This is a genomic window from Flavobacterium sp. M31R6, from assembly GCF_013284035.1.
Classification (GTDB): Bacteria; Bacteroidota; Bacteroidia; order Flavobacteriales; family Flavobacteriaceae; genus Flavobacterium.
In genome coordinates, this window is sequence record NZ_CP054141.1 from 3,261,596 (window position 1) to 3,280,236 (window position 18,641).

At 34.4% G+C, this 18,641-nt stretch carries 10 protein-coding genes; all 10 read right to left on the reverse strand.

What is annotated here, in order from left to right; all coding sequences use genetic code 11:
* Positions 1-55: 55 nt before the first annotated feature.
* Positions 56-2,155: a glycoside hydrolase family 97 protein gene (locus tag HQN62_RS13395; protein WP_173504738.1), complete on the reverse strand. Its 2,100-nt coding sequence runs from the start codon at positions 2,153-2,155 to the stop codon at positions 56-58.
* Positions 2,156-2,367: 212 nt separating this feature from the next.
* Entirely contained in the window at positions 2,368-4,290 is a 1,923-nt protein-coding gene (locus HQN62_RS13400; RefSeq protein WP_173504739.1) for a discoidin domain-containing protein, read from the reverse strand.
* Between the two features lie 140 nt (positions 4,291-4,430).
* Positions 4,431-6,731, reverse strand: a complete 2,301-nt coding sequence (gene bglX, locus HQN62_RS13405; protein WP_173504740.1) for a beta-glucosidase BglX — start codon at positions 6,729-6,731, stop codon at positions 4,431-4,433.
* A gap of 3 nt (positions 6,732-6,734) precedes the next feature.
* The gene (locus HQN62_RS13410; protein WP_173504741.1) at positions 6,735-7,436 is read right to left on the reverse strand and encodes a carboxylesterase family protein; all 702 of its coding nucleotides are present in this window, start codon (positions 7,434-7,436) and stop codon (positions 6,735-6,737) included.
* Between the two features lie 13 nt (positions 7,437-7,449).
* Positions 7,450-8,838, reverse strand: coding sequence for a glucoamylase family protein (locus HQN62_RS13415; RefSeq protein WP_173504742.1), 1,389 nt, complete (start codon positions 8,836-8,838; stop codon positions 7,450-7,452).
* 73 nt (positions 8,839-8,911) lie between these two features.
* Positions 8,912-9,814: a LamG domain-containing protein gene (locus HQN62_RS13420; RefSeq protein ID WP_173504743.1), complete on the reverse strand. Its 903-nt coding sequence runs from the start codon at positions 9,812-9,814 to the stop codon at positions 8,912-8,914.
* An 18-nt stretch (positions 9,815-9,832) separates the two neighbouring features.
* Complete coding sequence (locus HQN62_RS13425; protein WP_173504744.1) at positions 9,833-11,287, reverse strand: RagB/SusD family nutrient uptake outer membrane protein; 1,455 nt, start codon at positions 11,285-11,287, stop codon at positions 9,833-9,835.
* Between the two features lie 4 nt (positions 11,288-11,291).
* Positions 11,292-14,303, reverse strand: coding sequence for a SusC/RagA family TonB-linked outer membrane protein (locus tag HQN62_RS13430; RefSeq protein WP_116797833.1), 3,012 nt, complete (start codon positions 14,301-14,303; stop codon positions 11,292-11,294).
* Positions 14,304-14,545: 242 nt separating this feature from the next.
* Entirely contained in the window at positions 14,546-17,251 is a 2,706-nt protein-coding gene (locus HQN62_RS13435; RefSeq protein WP_173504745.1) for a helix-turn-helix and ligand-binding sensor domain-containing protein, read from the reverse strand.
* Between the two features lie 137 nt (positions 17,252-17,388).
* Positions 17,389-18,588, reverse strand: coding sequence for an acetate/propionate family kinase (locus tag HQN62_RS13440; RefSeq protein WP_173504746.1), 1,200 nt, complete (start codon positions 18,586-18,588; stop codon positions 17,389-17,391).
* Positions 18,589-18,641: the final 53 nt, after the last annotated feature.

The following is an 18,641-nucleotide window of genomic DNA, read 5'->3' on the forward strand; positions in this document are numbered from 1 at the left end:
AAATCCTGCTCACTTTAAAAGTTTACAGGATTTAATTAAATCGCAACTAAATTTATTACTTAATTGGCTCAAAACTAACGGCAGTTCCTCCACCAGGAGCCAAAACCAAGTTTAGTTTTGACTTAGTAGTAACTTCCACAGTTCTAATTTTGTATGCCATTGGGTTATTTTTCCAATCGGCGTCTTTGGCATCTTCGTAGATAATCGCTTTGTACCTTTGTCCCTTGGCCAGAAAGTCTAATGCGATTTCAGATTTACGGGCATTTTCATCTGTGATTGCTCCCAAAAACCAAGTTTCCTTTCCTTTTGTTTTTCTGGCAATGGTCAAATAATCTCCAGGTTCTGCTTCCAGAATTTTGGTATCATCCCAATCCAAGGCAACATCTTTGATAAATTGAAAGGCATCCATACGTTTTTCATAGCTTTCAGGCAAATCGGCAGCCATTTGCAAAGGCGAATACATCGTTACATACAATGCCAATTGTTTAGCCAAAGTAGTATGAACCTGTTCTTTTTTATTCTTATCATAATAGCCCATTTTGATTTCGAAGATACCCGGCGTATAATCCATTGGTCCTCCAAGGAGTCTTGTAAAAGGTAAAATGGTTTCGTGACTTGGTGCATTACCTACACTCCAAGCATTGAATTCATTACCACGAGCGGCTTCGGCATCAATGTAGTTTGGATACGTACGGCTGTAACCTGTAGGTCGAGACGATTCATGAGAATTTAGCATTAATTTATAATCGGCGGCTCTTCTTGCAACAAAGTTGAAGTGGTTTACCATCGTTTGTCCATCATGGAATTCACCACGAGGAATAATTCTTCCTACATAACCGGTTTTTACAGCTGGGTAATCGTATTTTTTCATCAAATCAAAAGCTCGGTCTAAATGACGCTCATAATTGGCTACAGATCCCGAAGTTTCATGATGCATAATCATTTTTACGTTTTTTTCTTTGGCGTAAGCCGTAACTTCTGCCAGATTGAAATCAGGATAAGGCGTTGTAAAATCAAATACTTCTTCTTTCCAATTTCCTGCCCAATCTTCCCAGCCTACATTCCAACCTTCAACTAATACGCCATCAAATCCATTTTTGGCAGCGAAATCAATATATCTTTTTGTATTTGCTGTTGTTGCGCCGTGTTTTCCTGTAGGAATTAAATCTTGTGAAGATAAATTTTGTGCGTTTTGTGAACCTGCATAATCCCAAGTGGATATTCCAACATGCATTTCCCACCAAATTCCAACATATTTCATTGGTTTTATATATGAAACATCGTCCAGTTTACAAGGCTCATTTAAATTCAAAATCATTTGTGAACCCACAATGTCACGGGCATCTTTGCTTATCATAATGGTTCTCCAAGGTGATACACAAGCTGCTTGTAAATAGGCCTTGTCACCAATTGCATTCGGTACCAAATGCGATGTAAGTTTATAATTGGCTACATCAACATCCAAATGCATGACAGGATAATTCACAACAGCAGCCTCAAAAATATTAACATACAAACCTGATGGTGATTTCATCATCAAAGGTGCTTGAACTCTGCTTTTACCAAGATCTGTTGTCATCCCGATTCCTGTATTTTTATCCAATTTGGTATTGTCAATTTCAGAAAGTTTGGTTTCGTTATATGGATATTCGTTAGTATCAAAATCACCTGGAATCCAGAATGCTTTATAATCTTCGGTTAAATTAAAATGGGTCTCCTCGTCAGAAATAATGAAATAATTTAGTTTTTCTTGTTTTGGGAATTCATATCTAAAAGCTACTCCTTCATCATAAACTTTGAAAACAATATTCATTTTCACATTCGTTTCTTTTTGAATCAAAGCAATAGTGAGCTCGTTATAATGGTTTACAATTGACGCTTTTTGACCTAAAACTGGTTTCCAAGATTCATTGAATGTATCCGCTTTTGAGGACTGAATCTCAAAATTAGCATCAAGAGCTGGTTTGTCTTTGAGTTTTATCCCCAAAGTACTTTCTACAATTACGGGTTTGCCATTGTAATTCACAGTATAAGATGGTTGCCCATTATTTACTAATTTAAAATTCACCTCAAGGGCGTTGGATGGAGATTTTACACTTTGTGCATGAAGCAAACTCAAGGCAAAAACGAGAATAACAGAAAATATTTTCTTCATTTGGTTATGTATTAATGATAGATAGTAAAAATACTTATTTACATTATGAAATTCTAAATAAAACCAAACTACAACCTTGTAGTAAAGGCGAAAACGTTTTCGTTTTCACTAATAAATTAATTATAAAAATTCAATTCTTTTAATAAATTGTATAAAGAATTGACTTTTTAATAATAGTCCTTACAAATAGATTTTCACTTTTATTGCAAAATTTAATTAGAAACAGTAAGAGTGGTTTTAGCTCCAATTCCATTTTCATTAAAAGCTTCTATGGCAAAATAATAGCCTGTACCTTTGTCCAATCCTCTGAAATCATATGAATTGCCATCGTAAACCATTATACTGTTGTATAATTTATCAGGGGCAATTCCATAGTAAATTGTATAGCCAACTGCATCTGTCTGTGCTTTCCAAGAAATCATAGCGTTTCTGGAATCGATAGCATTTCTGTCGACTTTAAATTTCGTAACCGATTTTGGCTTTTCGGATAATCCATTTCCAAAAATACGGAAATCAGAAACGGCAAATAATCCTGATGCGTTGTGGATATTCACCATTTTTACGTAACGTGCTTCAATGGCTTTTGTCAATTCCAGATAATCGTGAGGTGTATCTTTATCACTTTTGGATTTATCAACTACCAAAGTCCAATTTTGATTATCATCCGACATGAATATTTGGTATTGATAATAAATATCCATTGCCTTGTTGTGTTGCGTGGCTTTATGATCGGCATAATTAATCTGCAAAGCATTGATTCGCATTTTTCTTCCTAAATCAATTTGTAACCATTCGCCAGGTTTATCCGTTTTTGCCGACCAATACGATTGAATATCCTCATCGGTTAAATTCTGGGCGCTGTAACAGATTTTTTCAAATACTTTTTTTCCGCCAGTATCCACTCTGTGAGTCTGCACATCCATACATTCTTCGGATGAAGACACGGTTGCAGTTTTCTTGTACGAAAGTAACATCCACCCTGTGAAAGCTCCTTTAGTCTGATCACGATTTTTAGTCGGCAGTAAAGTTGGATAATCCCCATAAGCAGTGATGGAATACATAATATCATCCTTGTCAAATCCTGCGGGAAACATATCGATGCGGCGTTCAAAACGATCTTTCACCGAAATTTTACAGGTTCCGGTATTCCAATAATTACCAAAGTTATCGGCAAAAGTATTTCCGTGCCCTGCCCCAATTACAAATCCTCCCGGTTTATATGACATCGGATTGTGTTTTTGATAAGTAAACGGTCCCAAAGGACTATTGCCTACATGAACACCATTGGCATAACCTTTAAACTCGGTAGCAGGTGCACCGTATTGCATATAATATTTACCGTTATGTTTGGTCATCCAAGCACCTTCAATAAAATTTCCCCAAGGTGCTGGTTCCATATCATTATTAGGCCCGAAGCGCTCCCAACCATGCTTAGCTGGATTCAAATTGACAACTGCTTTTATTTCGCCATAAGGGCGTTGAATATCCTCAACTTCGGTTGCTTCATATAGTTTTTTGTAATCTGCCTGATTCCCTTTTGGTAACCATGTTTTATAATCTACCTCTACACCACAAAGCGGTAATTTTCCACTTGAACCATAGTACATGTACACTTTTTTGTCGTCATCCTGAAAAATGGCAGGATCCCAAGTGGGTAACATTGCTGTATCGACATGACGAACCCAACGACCCGATTTTGGATCGGCAGTTTTCCATACTGGATGATCTTTTTTCCAAGTTGAACCTACATAAAATAAAGTGTCATTTACTACCCAAGCAGCTGGTGCACATTGGTCATCATCCCCTGGATTTCTTTGAAAACTTCCATACACAAAATTCCAGTCCGATAAATCTTTGCTCCAAAAGAAACCAGCTTGATTGGTTGCAAACAGGTAATAGTCGCCTTTATAAGCAATAATTAATGGATCGGCACTCGAACGACGAGAATCAGGAATTCCATTATGGTTTGCTGTAGTATAATTGTAACCGATATTGATTGGGTTACAATACGTAGAAGCTGGTTTATTAGGATCAAACCATTCCGTTTTTCCAATACTATTGATTTTAGATTGTGCCATTATGATTTGGTGGCTCAACAATAGTAGCAACAGTGGTATAAAATATAGTTTTCTCATTTTTAGAACTTTTTAAAAAATTACTTAATTTACAGCTATTCAGATTAAACACTATAATTTGCTGTTCTGAGTGATTTTAAATTAAAAAAAAGCCCTCCGTCTAACCAAAAACGGAGGGCAACCAAATAAACTAACCAAGCTTAATTTACTAAATTAAAACTTACCTTATTGTCTGCGTTTGAGTTTCCTCCAACGAAAACTTCAAACTGTCCAGGCTCAGCAACAAATTGCAAATCAGAATTGTAAAACTTCAAATCTTCTTCACTAATTTCGAATATCACTGTTTGCTTTTCGCCTTTTTTAAGGGCTATTTTTTGGAAACCTTTAAGTTCTCTAACCGGTCTTGTTACAGAACCAACTACGTCTCTTATATACATTTGTACTGTTTCTTTTCCGTCAAAATTTCCAGTATTTGCAACCTCAACACTTACATTCACTTTACTATTGGAATTCATTTTATCCGATGAAATTTTCAAATTTGAATACTCAAATTTGGTATAACTCAATCCGAAACCAAAAGGGAATAATGGTTCATTTCTTTCATCTATATAATTAGATCTAAATTTTTCGAATTTCCCTTCAGTGTTAACAAGTGGTCTTCCTGTGTTTTTATGAGCATAATAAATTGGTAATTGACCTACACTTCTTGGGAAAGTAGTAGTTAATTTTCCTGAAGGATTTACATCTCCAAACAAAACATCAGCTATAGCGTATCCAGCTTCACTACCAGCAAACCAAACATTTAGAATAGATGGAACTGTCTCATTTTCATCTTTTATAACCAATGGACGACCATCAAATAAAACTAAAACTACCGGCTTTCCTGTTTTTAACAATGCATTCAATAAATCTTTTTGTGCCTGTGGAATTTCCAGATTCGTGCGGCTACTACTCTCTCCACTCATTTCGGCAGATTCTCCTAGTGCAGCAACAATAACATCTGATTGATTGGCTACTTTTAGTGCTTCGTCCAAAATTGCTTCTTTGGATCGGTTGTCTCTATTCAAGGTTTTACCAAACATAGTGGCATTGGTCTCAAAAGTTTCATCATAATCAAGATTACTACCTTTGGCGTAAAGCACTTTAGCTGATTTACCAGCTACTTCTTGAATTCCAGTCAATAATGAAATACATTTTTCACCATTTGTAGCCACACTCCAAGTTCCTGACATATTGTTTTTAGCATCTGCCAATGGTCCGATAAGTGCAATTGTTCCCGATCTTTTCAAAGGCAATAATTGGTTTTGATTTTTTAGTAAAACCAATGATTGAGCAGCTATTTTTCTAGCCTCATCTCTGCTGCTAGCAGTAAAAATTTCGGTTTTAGCTCTTTTGTCATCACAATATTTATAGGGATCTTGAAACAATCCCAAATCGTATTTGGCATTCAAAATAAGTGTTACTGCATTGTCTATTTGCTCAATAGCAACTTTCTTTTCATCCAATGATTTTTTTAAAGTGGTCAAAAATCCTTCACCAACCATATCCATTTCAACTCCGGCATTTAGAGCCAAAGCAGATACTGCTTGCAAATCGCCCATTCCGTGTTCAATCATTTCAGGAATTCCTGTAAAATCGGTAACCACAAAACCTTTGAAACCCCATTGTTTTCTCAAAACATCTGTCATCAACCATTTGTTTCCAGTTGCTGGAATTCCGTCAACTTCATTAAAAGAAGCCATAACCGATCCTACACCAGCATCAACAGCAGCTTTGTAAGGAGGAAAATAATCATTGAACATTCTGATATGACTCATATCAACAGTATTGTAATCACGACCTGCTTCTGGGGCACCGTATAAGGCAAAATGTTTAACACATGCCAAAATGGAATTGTTTTTGGAAAGATCGTGTTGTTGATATCCGTTTACCATCGCTTTGGCAATTTGGCTTCCCAAAAATGGATCTTCTCCAGAACCTTCAGAAATTCTTCCCCAACGTGGATCACGAGAAATATCAACCATTGGAGAAAAAGTCCAATTGATTCCATCGGCACTAGCCTCCTGTGCAGCAATTTGAGCACTTCTTTCAACCAATTTCATATCCCAGGTACATGACAGTCCAAGAGGAATAGGAAAGGTTGTTTCGTATCCATGAATAACGTCCATTCCAAAAATTAAAGGGATTTTCAAGCGGCTTTTTTCAACCGCAATTCGCTGTACTTCTTTTATTTTCTGAACTGATTTTATATTAAATAATCCACCGACCTTGCCTTCTTCGATTTTCTTTGCAACATCAGAGCTATTCGCTTGACCGGTGGTTATATCGCCCGAAGTTGGTAAATTCAATTGCCCCAATTTTTCATCCAAAGTCATTTTTGATAACAACTCGGCTACAAATTCGGTTTTGGGTTTAATTACGACGGCTTTTTTATTTTCTTTCTTTTGGCTATAGCCCAAAAAAACGGAGCCTAAGAGTATTATAATTAATGTCTTTTTCATTTTTTATCTGTTTTTTATTTGTTTCAACATCCAAGCATACGTTTCTGGATTACCATAAACTTGGGTCCAACAATCATGACCCGCGTCATTAAAAAGAGTTAACTCAACATCTTTATTACATTTTTTTAGTTCTTTATAGATCGTAATATCATTATCGACAGGAACTACATCATCTAGTAAACCATGAAAAATCCTAGTTGGGATAACCTCCATTTTACAAATTTCTTCCAATTGAATGATGTCAACAAAACCCGAAACTGGCATTACAGCTGCAAACATTTCAGGATGTTTTAAAGCAAGACTATAAGTTCCCCACCCTCCAGAACTCAGTCCTGTTAGATAAATTCGATTGGCATCAATATTATTTTCTTTTTGAACTTTTAAAATCAACTCATATAAAATATCAGGATTCCATTGCTGTCCTTCCGGGCATTGTGGTGCAAGAACATAAAAATCAAGATCATGGCTTTTCAAATATTTGAAAGGTCCATGAATTTTCACTTTCTCTACATCCGAGCCATTTTCGCCAGAACCATGAAGAAAAATTAACAAAGGCTTTTTTTCTTTAGTATTTAACGGAATATGCAATGCGTAACCCAATTCCTGTTTTTGTACTACCTCTATTTTTACTTTAGAAACAATATCTTTTTGTGCAAAAGACATTAGCGACAGCAAAAAAACAGGTACAATTAGATTATATTTCATCTACCGCTCCGTATTAAAATCCATATTTACCAGAATGAAAACCAAGATTCAGCAAACCTTGTTTTACCTCCGGCGCATTCATAAACAATTTCCATATCAAACCTGTACGATAATTTTCAATCATTGGCGCTATGGTTCCTTGATCTATTGCCAAATAACGTGGTGTCACCCAATTAAATTGAGGTGAAAAAGCATCATAAGGCCCCGCAATTCCAACGTAAGTACTTTTCTTTTCATCATACAGAAAATGCAAAAATTTCATACTTTCTTTTGGCATATATGGAAAAGAAGATAATGCAGCTGTTGGAGTTATAACCCCTAAATCATTGTCAGTGTCATGGGCAGAATAGCCCGTTGATCCATCAGTATTTCGAGAATAACTGGCAGTAAGTCCCCAACATTTATCAGAATAACCGTTCCATTTTTTTGGATTATCAACACAATAACTGTAAATGATTTTTGCCTGATTTTGAGTTAATTCCCAATAGTTTGCATACTTATCCGATAATTGAGAAGGATCTAATCCTAAGTAAGAATATTGAGCCCAAAACAAAGGTCCAGCATTTCCAGTAGCAGTATTGTATTTGAATACCAGAGGAATTCCATACTGTGTTTTTCCTGTTGCAATAGTTCCGTTTCGTGTCCATCCTTCGTGATAAGCTGCAGCTGGAATCGGATGAGTTGTTGAAGCAGCTCCCAAAATATAGGCAATCAAGCACTCATTGTATCCTTCCAATTTAAATTTCATCTCCCATTGATAGGTAGGAGACCAATGCCAATACATTGCGTTTTCACCATTAGTGTACCAACTCCATTCCACACCTTTCCATAGATTATCTGCTTTGGCAGACAATGCTTTTTCTTGGGCGTTTCCATCCTTGAAATATTCTCTCACGGCAATCAATCCTTGGCATAAGAAAGCTGTTTCAACGATATCCCCACCATCATCTTTATTCCCAAAAGAAATGGCATGTCCTGTATTTCCGTCCATCCAATGTGCCCATGCTCCGTGAAAACGATCAGCTTTTTCCAGAAAATCCATTGCGGTGGTCATTCGAGTAACGGCTTCGGCTCTTGGAATAAAACCTCTTTCTACTCCAACAATCAAAGACATCAGTCCAAAACCTGAACCTCCAGTGGTAACTTTATTGGATTCAAAACTAGGATCATCCGTGTGATAACGCTCTCTGCCTAATTTTGAATTGGGTTCGGCATAATCCCAAAAATACTTTATAGCATCTTTTTGAACTTGATCTAATGCTTGTTCATCGGTCAAAGCTGTGACAGGTGTCGCAGGAGTTGTTGGCAAAGGCGTACCTCCAGTGTTTTTATCCGACGGAGTTGATGATGAACATGAATTGAAGAAATTCAAAAAAATCAATAAGAATAAGTGATTTTTCATTTTTATAAAATGTATTAATTACTAAAAAATACACACCTGATTTTTGTATTGATCAGGTGTGTAAAATAAATCCTTATCTGTTATCTTTTTCTAATTTATAAAGAGCAACAACTTCATTGTCAGCTAGAACAGCGTCATAAATTCTGAATTCATCCATTAAACCAGTGTAATGAAGCATCCAGCCATCAGGATTACCCCATGGAGCTCCTAAATGTTGTTGGTAACCACCAATAATAAATTTAGAAACTTCCGAATTTGCTAGCTCTCCATATCCTACACCTCCTGCTAAAGGGTCGCTTGCGTACCTTTTAGAAATTGAAGCAGGCAAATCTAATTTTACACCATCAACATATAAGCTATAAGTAGAACTTGTTCCGTTGTAAGTCCAAACCAAATGTTTCCATGCGCCAAACATATTTTTCAAAACATTATCTCCACCATGCTCTATAAATTGTCCTGACCAAGGAATACTAGGCGTTACATCTTTTTGAATATGATTTTTCAATAACATTGTTGTTGCTGGTCCTGTACCTTCAATTAAAGTGAAAATATTTCCCCAGAAATCTGTTTTTTTGGGCAGCATAAATAATGATTGTGCTCCTCCAGTATGAGGATCCGTTTTTATCCACATTGAAACTGAAATACTTTTTAGATTTATTACAGAATTTGCCACAGTATTATAAGCAATGAATGAACTTGAAGAACCTTTATAGGCCTGCCCTTTTATACCTGCTTCATAAGTAACATTTGTTCCCACTCCGTCAGTTATTCCGTTTTTTGAATCCGTAATGTTTCCATCAAAACTAAACTTAGAAACTAAATGTGAAGCCGCAACATCATCAGAATTCTCATAACCCCCAATTGATTCATAAGGAATTGGATCGTTAACTTTATCTATACTATCCTCGTTACAGCTTGCAAAAAATTGTGCAACTATAACCGAAGTAAATAAGAAAACATATTTATATTTTTTCATTTTTAGTGTTTTTAAGAATTAATAACCAGGATTTTGAGATGATAAATTACCAGTCTGTTTTAAGAATGCTGCAGGAATAGGGAATAATTCATTTTTTCCTTCAGTAAAAACTTTCCCATCTACCGCAAAAGCTGCTTTAGCTTGACCTGTACGAACTAAGTCAAAAAATCTATCGTGTTCAAAAGCCATTTCTACTCTTCTTTCTTTCCAAATTGCTGTTCTCACATCAGCTTGAGATGCCGCAGTGGTATTGGCCAATCCGGCTCTATTTCTTATTTGGTTTAATAACGGAATAGCTTCAGATGTTTGCCCCAATTCATTTAATGCTTCAGCCTTCATTAACAAGACTTCAGCATATCTAAGGTATTTAATATCAACATCTGTTTCCCAAGCATCTGTATATGCAGATGAATATGCTTTGTAGTTGTAACGTTCGTTTTCAACAGTATTAGGCACTACTCTGCCATCATATAAGGTAGATCCTCTAAATATAATAGTAGCATTTTTTCTAACATCGCCTGCTTCATAAGCATTTACTAAACTTTGAGATGGAGTATTGAACCCCCAACCCCAACCACCGGTACCACGAGCACCTTGTGTGTTAGAATAACCTTCTATACCTTTTGCAGGAACAGCGCCTTGTGCATATATTTCGAAAATAGATTCTGAATCAAATTTCCCAGCTGGTCTATACATAGAGGCATAATCACTTACAATTGAGTAACCTGCAACTTTATTACAATTATCAATTACTTTTTGCCAGTTTTTTTGATACAAACTTACTTTTGCCAATAAAGCATAAGCAGCACCTTTTGAAGCTCTAGATCTTTCATTTACTGAATAAGCCGTTTTTTCTGGTAAAGCTGTAATAGCATCATTCAAATCACTTTCGATAAAAGCATATACTTCTGCAGATGTTTTACGAGTCAACTGCATGATTCTATCAGAATCTGAACCAGGAACAGGTAAATGATCTACAATTGGTACTCCTCCGTAGCATTTTACCAAAGTAAAATACATAAAAGCTCTTAAAAACTTGGCTTCCCCAATTAATCTAGCTCTTAAATTTGGATCAGCCTTGTCTAATTTTGGAATAATATTTAGGGCCTGATTACATCTGTTAATTCCATCATAATTTGCATTAAAAGTACTCTCTGCAGATGGGTTTGAAGCATTGTAAGTTAAAGCATCTAGCACATCTTTATCTGTTCCTGTATCTCCAGGAGATGATCCTTTATCGGCATCATCAGAGGTAATACTCGAAAGACCTATCCATCCGAATGAAGTCATATCCCAATTCAAGAATTTATTATAAATGGCTGTTACAAACTGAGCTGCACCAGCATCATTATTATATAATTCTGTATCTTTCGTAGAAATAGATTCAGTTTGATCTACATCTAAATAATCGTCTGCACATCCCGCAAAAAAGAACGTTGAAAGAACAAACGTGGTTATATATATCTTTTTCATTGTATTAAAATTTTAAATTAGCACCAATTACAAATGATCTTAAAGTTGGATAAGCATCAAGCTCAACACCTTGAGTTCCGTAAGGATTTCCATCTCCATTTAATTCAGGAGAGAAACCAGAGAATTTTTGTGTAATAAATGGGTTTATAGCGTTTACATAAATTCTGCAAGAGCTAATAAAATTATCACTTTCTATTGGCAGTTTATATCCTAATGTAATATTGTTGATTCTAAAGAAATCACCAGACTCTAAATAATAAGTAGATGCAACTGGCACTTGATTAAATGGTGCAGGATTAGAAGCGGTCAGGTTATTTGGTGTCCAGAAATCTGTAGCAAGAGATTCTTCAATGTTCTCGCCTGAAAAACGCTGAGCTTTTTTACCGTTATAAACTTTTGCACCATTAGTTCCATATCCATCAACTGAAAAGTCGAAGTTTTTGTAATTTAATCCTAATGTTATTCCGTAGTTTGATTTTGGTAAACTAGATCCAACATATTTTCTGTCTGTATTTGCATTTAATGCATCTTGAGTCACTTTTTGCCCAGCTGCATTATAATACATCATTAGTCCGTTTGTCGCATCAAAACCAGCATATTCATAAATATAAAAGCTACCTAATGGCTGACCTATTGTAGTATTATCTAATAGTTTTGTATCTTGTCCGTTACCCAATCCTCCACCAATAACTGGTGATAAAATAACATCTTTCAAACCTGTCAGTTCATTTTTATTGTTCGAGAAATTACCTCCAATCCAATAACCAAAATCATCATTGATCTTGTCATCCCAACGCAAAGAAATCTCATATCCTTTGTTTGAAACTTCTCCAACGTGCGCTGGTGAAGCGACTGTAATTCCGGAAGTTGAATATGGTTTAGTATTTAAAATAACGTTTGAAGTATTTTTATCGTACAAATCAAAAGATCCTTTTAATCTACTGTCTAATAATTCAAAATCTAAACCTACAGAAGATTCCTCTGTAATTTCCCAAGATAAACTTGGGTCAATTTGAGAACTAATAGTTGTTCCACTATTTAAAATAGAGCCACCTAAATAAGCATTTTGACCAGAAGTATAAGCCTGATTGTTGAGTGGTACGTTTTGGTTACCTAATCTACCCCAACCACCTCTTAATTTCAACATGTTAATTACTTTCACATCTGTCATAAAGTTTTCTTTGGTGATAACCCAACCTAAACCAAAGGCAGGAAAATTACCCCAACGATAATCTTTAGCAAAATTTGAAGACCCATCACGTCTGATAGTTCCAGTAAACAAGTATCTCTCCATTAATTTATATTGGAAACGGCCAAAATAAGATGCTAACTTTGTTTCGTTAAAAACTTCATCTTGGTAACTTGTAATATTTGTTTCATAATCATTATCTCCTTTTAAAGACCAATAGTTAGAATCTGAATTAACATTTTTTCTAGCAATTGTCAGTTTTTCCCTTGGGCCTCTTACTGAAGTCTCTATACCAGCTGTCAACTCTACATCGTGAATTTCATTAAATACTTTATTATAAGTCAGATAATTAGACATATTCCAATTAAAATATTCTTCTCTGCCTTTTGTCAATAAATTTATATTAGCATTTGGAAATTCTTTTTCATAATCACTGGATATCTTGTTAGGGTTTGCTGCTAACCAAATATTTTTAGTGTCATCATAATTGTATTGTTTCCAAGTATAATATTCACCATTAAATTGCGAAGTAAATTTTAATGATTTTATAATTTCATAATCTAATTTCAAACCACCCTGTAAGGTTACACTTCTTTGTTGCTCATCAAAAAAATTCAATTGAGCCACTGGATTTCCAACATTGTTAAATGCAGATCCTGATTCACTTGCAAACCCGTCATCGCCTACACGAGAAACTCCATATTTCCCATCAGGAAAATAAACTGGCACAATTGGCGATTGTTTGTATGCATTTGTAAAAGCACTTAATGGCTTAGGCGCTGATTTTCCAGAGGTAAAACTGAAAGTTTGATTTAAAGTCAGTTTTTTAGAAATTTTATACTCATTATTATTTCTGAAAGTTGTTCGACCATAGTCTAAACCATTTAAAACTGCTTTTTCTTCGTAGTTTCCTAAACTGAAAAAGTATTTTATGTTTTCAGATGCGCCTGAAATAGATATGTTATTTTGAGTATAACTTCCAGTTCTGGTAATCTCGTCAAACCAGTCAGTGTTAACGGGTTGATCTTGCGAAAATGTAGTCGATTGCAACGCTACATTAGAGTAATGTGAATATTTATTACTACCGGCCATTTTAACTCTTTTTAAAGGCTCTCTCATACCTGCAAAGCTTTCAATTTCAACAGAAATCTTCTCCCCTTTACCTTTTTTAGTTGTAATAATGATTACTCCATTAGCAGCCCTTGTACCATAAATTGCAAGTGCGGATGCATCTTTTAAAATTTCGTAAGAAGTTATATCATTGGTATTAATGTTATTGATATTTTCTGTTTGCATTCCATCAACAACATATAAAGGGGTTCTTCCTCCTAAGGCAGTACCCAAACCTCTAATAATTACCGAAGGTGTACTTCCTGGCAAATCTGAAGAAACAACTTGTACTCCAGCCGCCTTACCTTGAATAGCCTGAGAAGCATTCAATACTTTGGTTTTCGAAATCTCCTCCGCTTTTATGGAAGAAATAGCTGTAGTGTTATCTATTTTCTTTCTTGTACCATATCCAATAACCACCACTTCTTTTAGTGCTGTGTCTTCGGATTCTTTTAGTGTAATTGTCATCGGTGTCAAAGTTGCTGCAACTGATACAGATTCAAAACCGACTAAACTAATTTTTAATATTGTGCCCTCTTTGGCGTTAATACTAAAATTTCCATCAAAATCAGTATCAGCGGAAACATTTCCTGCAACAACAAATGCTCCAGGGATTCCGAGTCCGGTTTTATCCAATACTTTTCCTTTGATTACTTGACCAGACATATAGGCTGGAAGTAGAATGAGTGCTAAAAAGCTAAAAATAAAATTTCTCATAGGTTTGTTAAACGTTTAAGTTAGTTCAGCTAAATTAGCTAAATACAACGTTGTAGTAGCTGAAACGGCACTACTACACGAATACATCAAACCTAAATAACGCAATAATAAACCCCTATTTTACAACAATTTACAAAGAACCTGAAGTACTACACCGCAGCGTGATGATGTAGTGATGATGTATTGTAATTCCATAATAAAAGCGTAAAAAAAACTTAATATTAACAAAAAAATACACTTTTTTATACAGATAATAGAAATTTAGAAAGTATTTCTTCTTGTGAAAGGCCTAATTTTTTTCTTAAGCGATAGCGATGTAGTTCTACTCCTCTAAAAGAAATATTCATCATCGGTGCTATTTCCTTTGATGAAAGATTCATTTTGAGGTACACACACAACTTAATATCCTTCGAAGTTAAGTGTGGGTATTTCTTCGAAAGTGCAATAATGAATTCATTATTAATTTGATTGAGATTGGTTTCAAAAACTTCCCATTCATGCTTATTTACAGCATTAATTTTTATGGCTTTTTTAATCTCACTTTTTAATTTATTGAAATCAGATTCTGTATCCAAAATGTTTTGAATATTTTCAATCATTTCACTTTGTTTGGCAATAGAAAGTGATTTGCCTGCCACTTCGGAAGATTTTGATTGTAATTCCAATTCCAAAATATGTTTTTCATATTCCTGGCTATTCAATTCATTTTCGGCTTTCAATTCCATTTCCAAAATTTCCTTCTGATGCTTTAATTCTTCTTTTTGCAATTTTAGCTTCTGAATGTATTTCATCTTATTCCATTTATAATAAAGATACAGGATAAGCCCAATCAAAATCATATAAACGAAAATCATCCAAGCTGAAAAATACCATGCCTTGGCCACAACAAATTCAAAATTGGCTATTTTATTATAATTTAACCCATCGTTGCTATAAATAGTGACATCATGAGAACCACTACTTAAATTATTCAAAAGAATCAAACCTTCCTTGATTTGAAAAAAATCTTTTGTTCCATTAATTTTATAAAACAAATCTGGTTTTGTTGCACCATAAATTCCAGATATTACATTTATCCTAAGCTCTGAATTATGATTAATTTTTGAATTGTTTTCAACCAAAATATCATTATTGAAAGCTTCAATCTTTACAGTGGTTTTCTTCTTTTCATCGTATTTTAAATCAAGTGAAATAAAACCATCATCCAGATTTAGCAGATAATTATTTTTATCCTTAAACACTTTCAAGTTATCATTGATGATTTTTCCTTTGTAATATTTCTCTTGAATACTGTTTCTGATGAATTTAGTACCCTGTGCATATATATGGTACAAAAGCCCATCCTGAAGTACCATAAAATGATTTTCATCAATAGCAACAATATCAGAGGCGTTTTTAAAATTAGTATTAAACAATTCATTTGCTTCCAATTGATTGGTAATGGAATTAAAAGTATACCAAGAATTATCTATCAAAAAAAGAATTTCATTTCGAAATTCAAATATCTTAACTCCAAAGTCATTGCTGATTTTACTGCGTTTAGTGATGTTATCAACTTTGGTGGTTGCATAGTCATCATTATAAAGAATGCGATACAAACCTCTATTATTATCTGCAGCCCAAATTTCATTTTTTCTGTTTTGTGCTAGATATTTAATAGGTTTCTGTATTCCTTTTATTACTATTTTTTGGTTTAAATCATTGGCATCATTGTAAACAACAACTCCACTGTAAGTAGCTTGCAAATATGAATTATTAATACTGCTTTTGGCCAAATTCCAACCTCCGTTAATAATACTCAATTTACTGAACAATCCGTTTTTATAAATATATGTTCCCTCGTTATGACCTATGAGATACTGATCATTGATTTTACTAATATTCCAAGCTTGCCCTTGCGTGTTGGGAATTAATGAAAGTTGTTTGTCTTCATATTTGAAAACACCATGATTGGAAGCCATCAAATACCCTTTTGGAATACTTGCCACTGAATACACAGACCCTAAAATTCCAGAACTGTCATAAAATATTGAAATTGGCGAATTGACTTCAATATGGGCTATTCCATTATCAAGTCCCAGCCATAAATCATTCTCTTTATCCTGACCAATACTCAAAATTGAATTGTTCATCAAGACGTTATTCCTATTGATATTTTTATAGGATTCATCATTTAAATCCAGAATATAAACTCCTTTATTGGCAGTTCCAATAATCAATTTATCATTTTTGATAAATTGAGCCACATTAATATTGGCCGTTTTTAATATGTTGTTTAAACCATTCTTCCAGGGGCTCAAAACATTATTCTCAAACACATAAACGCCACTTTTTTTTGTAAAAAAATAAATTTTCTTTTGATGTTTTTGAATACTATGAATGACATTATTTTCCAAAAGAGACAATCCATTTACTTTTTCAATTTTCCCATTAGTCAACCGAAAGATTCCTTTTTCAACTGAAGCGATCAATATCTGATTGTCGACAACAAAACAATAGGAAATCAAAAAAGGAAATTGTTTTTCCTTTATGATCTTACCGTCAAACACGAAAATACCATTGAAAGACTGAAAGTAAATTTTGTTCTTAAACTTGAATATTTTCCAGATTTCTTCATTATTATTTGCATCAAAAACTTTTTTCCCTTTCGTAATGGAAACATAATGCATCTTGGCGTCTTTACGAAACCAGTAACCGAATTCTTGATAAGAACCCGAGTAAATTCGGTCTCCATCTACCATTATAGAACGAATAATTGTTTTGTTGGGCAGTGTGTATTTCTCCCATTTTACACCATCATATCGCAACAAATAATAATTGTTGGCAAAATACATAGCATTGTCATTCCCCTGTACAACATTCCAAATCTGATTATCACCTTGATAATTTGATTTGCTATAATTTTCAACAAAAGGAAGCAACTCTTGAGCAAATAGTTGCGATGACATAAAACAAAAAAAGAATATGTAGAGTAGTTTAGTTTTCAAAACGCGAAGATTTTTTATCAAATATAATTACATTTCCTCAATAAAATTCACAAAAAAAGCCTCTGAATACAGAAGCTTTTTGATGAAGTGATTTTATTTTAACTCAATAGCAATTCATAAACCTGATTTGCTATTTCAATTTCTTCATTAGTAGGAATAACTAAAATTTTTGTTTTTGAATCTGGAGTATTGATTTCTCGGATTTCTTTGGAACGAATTTCGTTTTTGGCAGAATCCAATTCTAAACCAAAATAATCCATATCAGTACACACGAGTTTTCTGATGTATGATGAATTCTCTCCAATACCGGCAGTAAAAATAATAGCATCCAACCCATTCAAAACGGCTGCATAAGAACCTATAAATTTCTTAATCCTATAGGCATTCATATCCAAAGCTAGTTGACAATCCAAATTTCCTTTTGCGGCATTGCTTTCGATATCTCTCAAATCACTAAATCCGGTAAGACCAAGCATTCCGCTTTGTTTTTGCAGCAAATTGTTTACGGCATCCAATGAATATCCCAATGAATTCACCATGTGAAAAATTATTGACTGATCTACATCGCCACTTCGCGTTCCCATAATCAAACCGTTCATAGGTGCAAATCCGAGGGTATGATCAATACTTTTTCCGTCTTTTATGGCAGTCATGCTACATCCATTTCCTAGATGTATGGTAATAATTTTAGATGATTTTCCAGAATTATTTTCATTCAAATAACGAATTGCTTTTTCTGAAACATATTTATGGCTTGTTCCATGAAAACCATAGACACGTATCTTATTTTCTGTCAAAAGATAATTAGGTAATGCGTATTTGTGAGCTACAACAGGAATAGTTTGATGAAAAGCGGTATCAAAAACAGCTACTTGTGTTGCATCACCGAAAATTTCCTCGGCAACATTAATCCCTTCCAAATTGGCAGGGTTATGCAAAGGCGCCAAATCTGAAAGTTGTCTTATCTTCTCCTTAACTTCTTTTGTAATCGTTACTGTATTTGAAAAATTACTTCCTCCGTGCACTACACGATGACCAACTGCCTCGATCTCCGAAGTACTTTTGATAACCCCAACTTTATCATCCATCAACAATTGGGAAATCTTCTGTAATCCTATTTTATGATTGGCGATTGGCAACGTTTCCTCTACTTTGACAGTATTGGTTACATAACTAAAGTTTGATGATTCTAAACCAATTCTATCAATCATTCCACTACAAATTACTTCATTGGCAGGCATATCAATCATTTGATATTTAATAGACGAACTTCCCGAGTTTATAATTATTATTTTCATTTATTTATTTTTTAGTGAGCTTCTGAGAGGCTAAGATTCTAAGATTTTGAGTT

What these genes read in the sequence shown, in the direction of transcription:
- HQN62_RS13425 (WP_173504744.1), bottom strand. Translation starts at nt 11,287, where the DNA reads ATGAAAAAGATATATATAACCACGTTTGTTCTTTCAACGTTCTTTTTT.
- HQN62_RS13400 (WP_173504739.1), bottom strand. Translation starts at nt 4,290, where the DNA reads ATGAGAAAACTATATTTTATACCACTGTTGCTACTATTGTTGAGCCAC.
- HQN62_RS13415 (WP_173504742.1), bottom strand. Translation starts at nt 8,838, where the DNA reads ATGAAAAATCACTTATTCTTATTGATTTTTTTGAATTTCTTCAATTCA.
- bglX (WP_173504740.1), bottom strand. Translation starts at nt 6,731, where the DNA reads ATGAAAAAGACATTAATTATAATACTCTTAGGCTCCGTTTTTTTGGGC.
- HQN62_RS13430 (WP_116797833.1), bottom strand. Translation starts at nt 14,303, where the DNA reads ATGAGAAATTTTATTTTTAGCTTTTTAGCACTCATTCTACTTCCAGCC.
- HQN62_RS13420 (WP_173504743.1), bottom strand. Translation starts at nt 9,814, where the DNA reads ATGAAAAAATATAAATATGTTTTCTTATTTACTTCGGTTATAGTTGCA.
- HQN62_RS13440 (WP_173504746.1), bottom strand. Translation starts at nt 18,588, where the DNA reads ATGAAAATAATAATTATAAACTCGGGAAGTTCGTCTATTAAATATCAA.
- HQN62_RS13395 (WP_173504738.1), bottom strand. Translation starts at nt 2,155, where the DNA reads ATGAAGAAAATATTTTCTGTTATTCTCGTTTTTGCCTTGAGTTTGCTT.
- HQN62_RS13435 (WP_173504745.1), bottom strand. Translation starts at nt 17,251, where the DNA reads ATGTCATCGCAACTATTTGCTCAAGAGTTGCTTCCTTTTGTTGAAAAT.
- HQN62_RS13410 (WP_173504741.1), bottom strand. Translation starts at nt 7,436, where the DNA reads ATGAAATATAATCTAATTGTACCTGTTTTTTTGCTGTCGCTAATGTCT.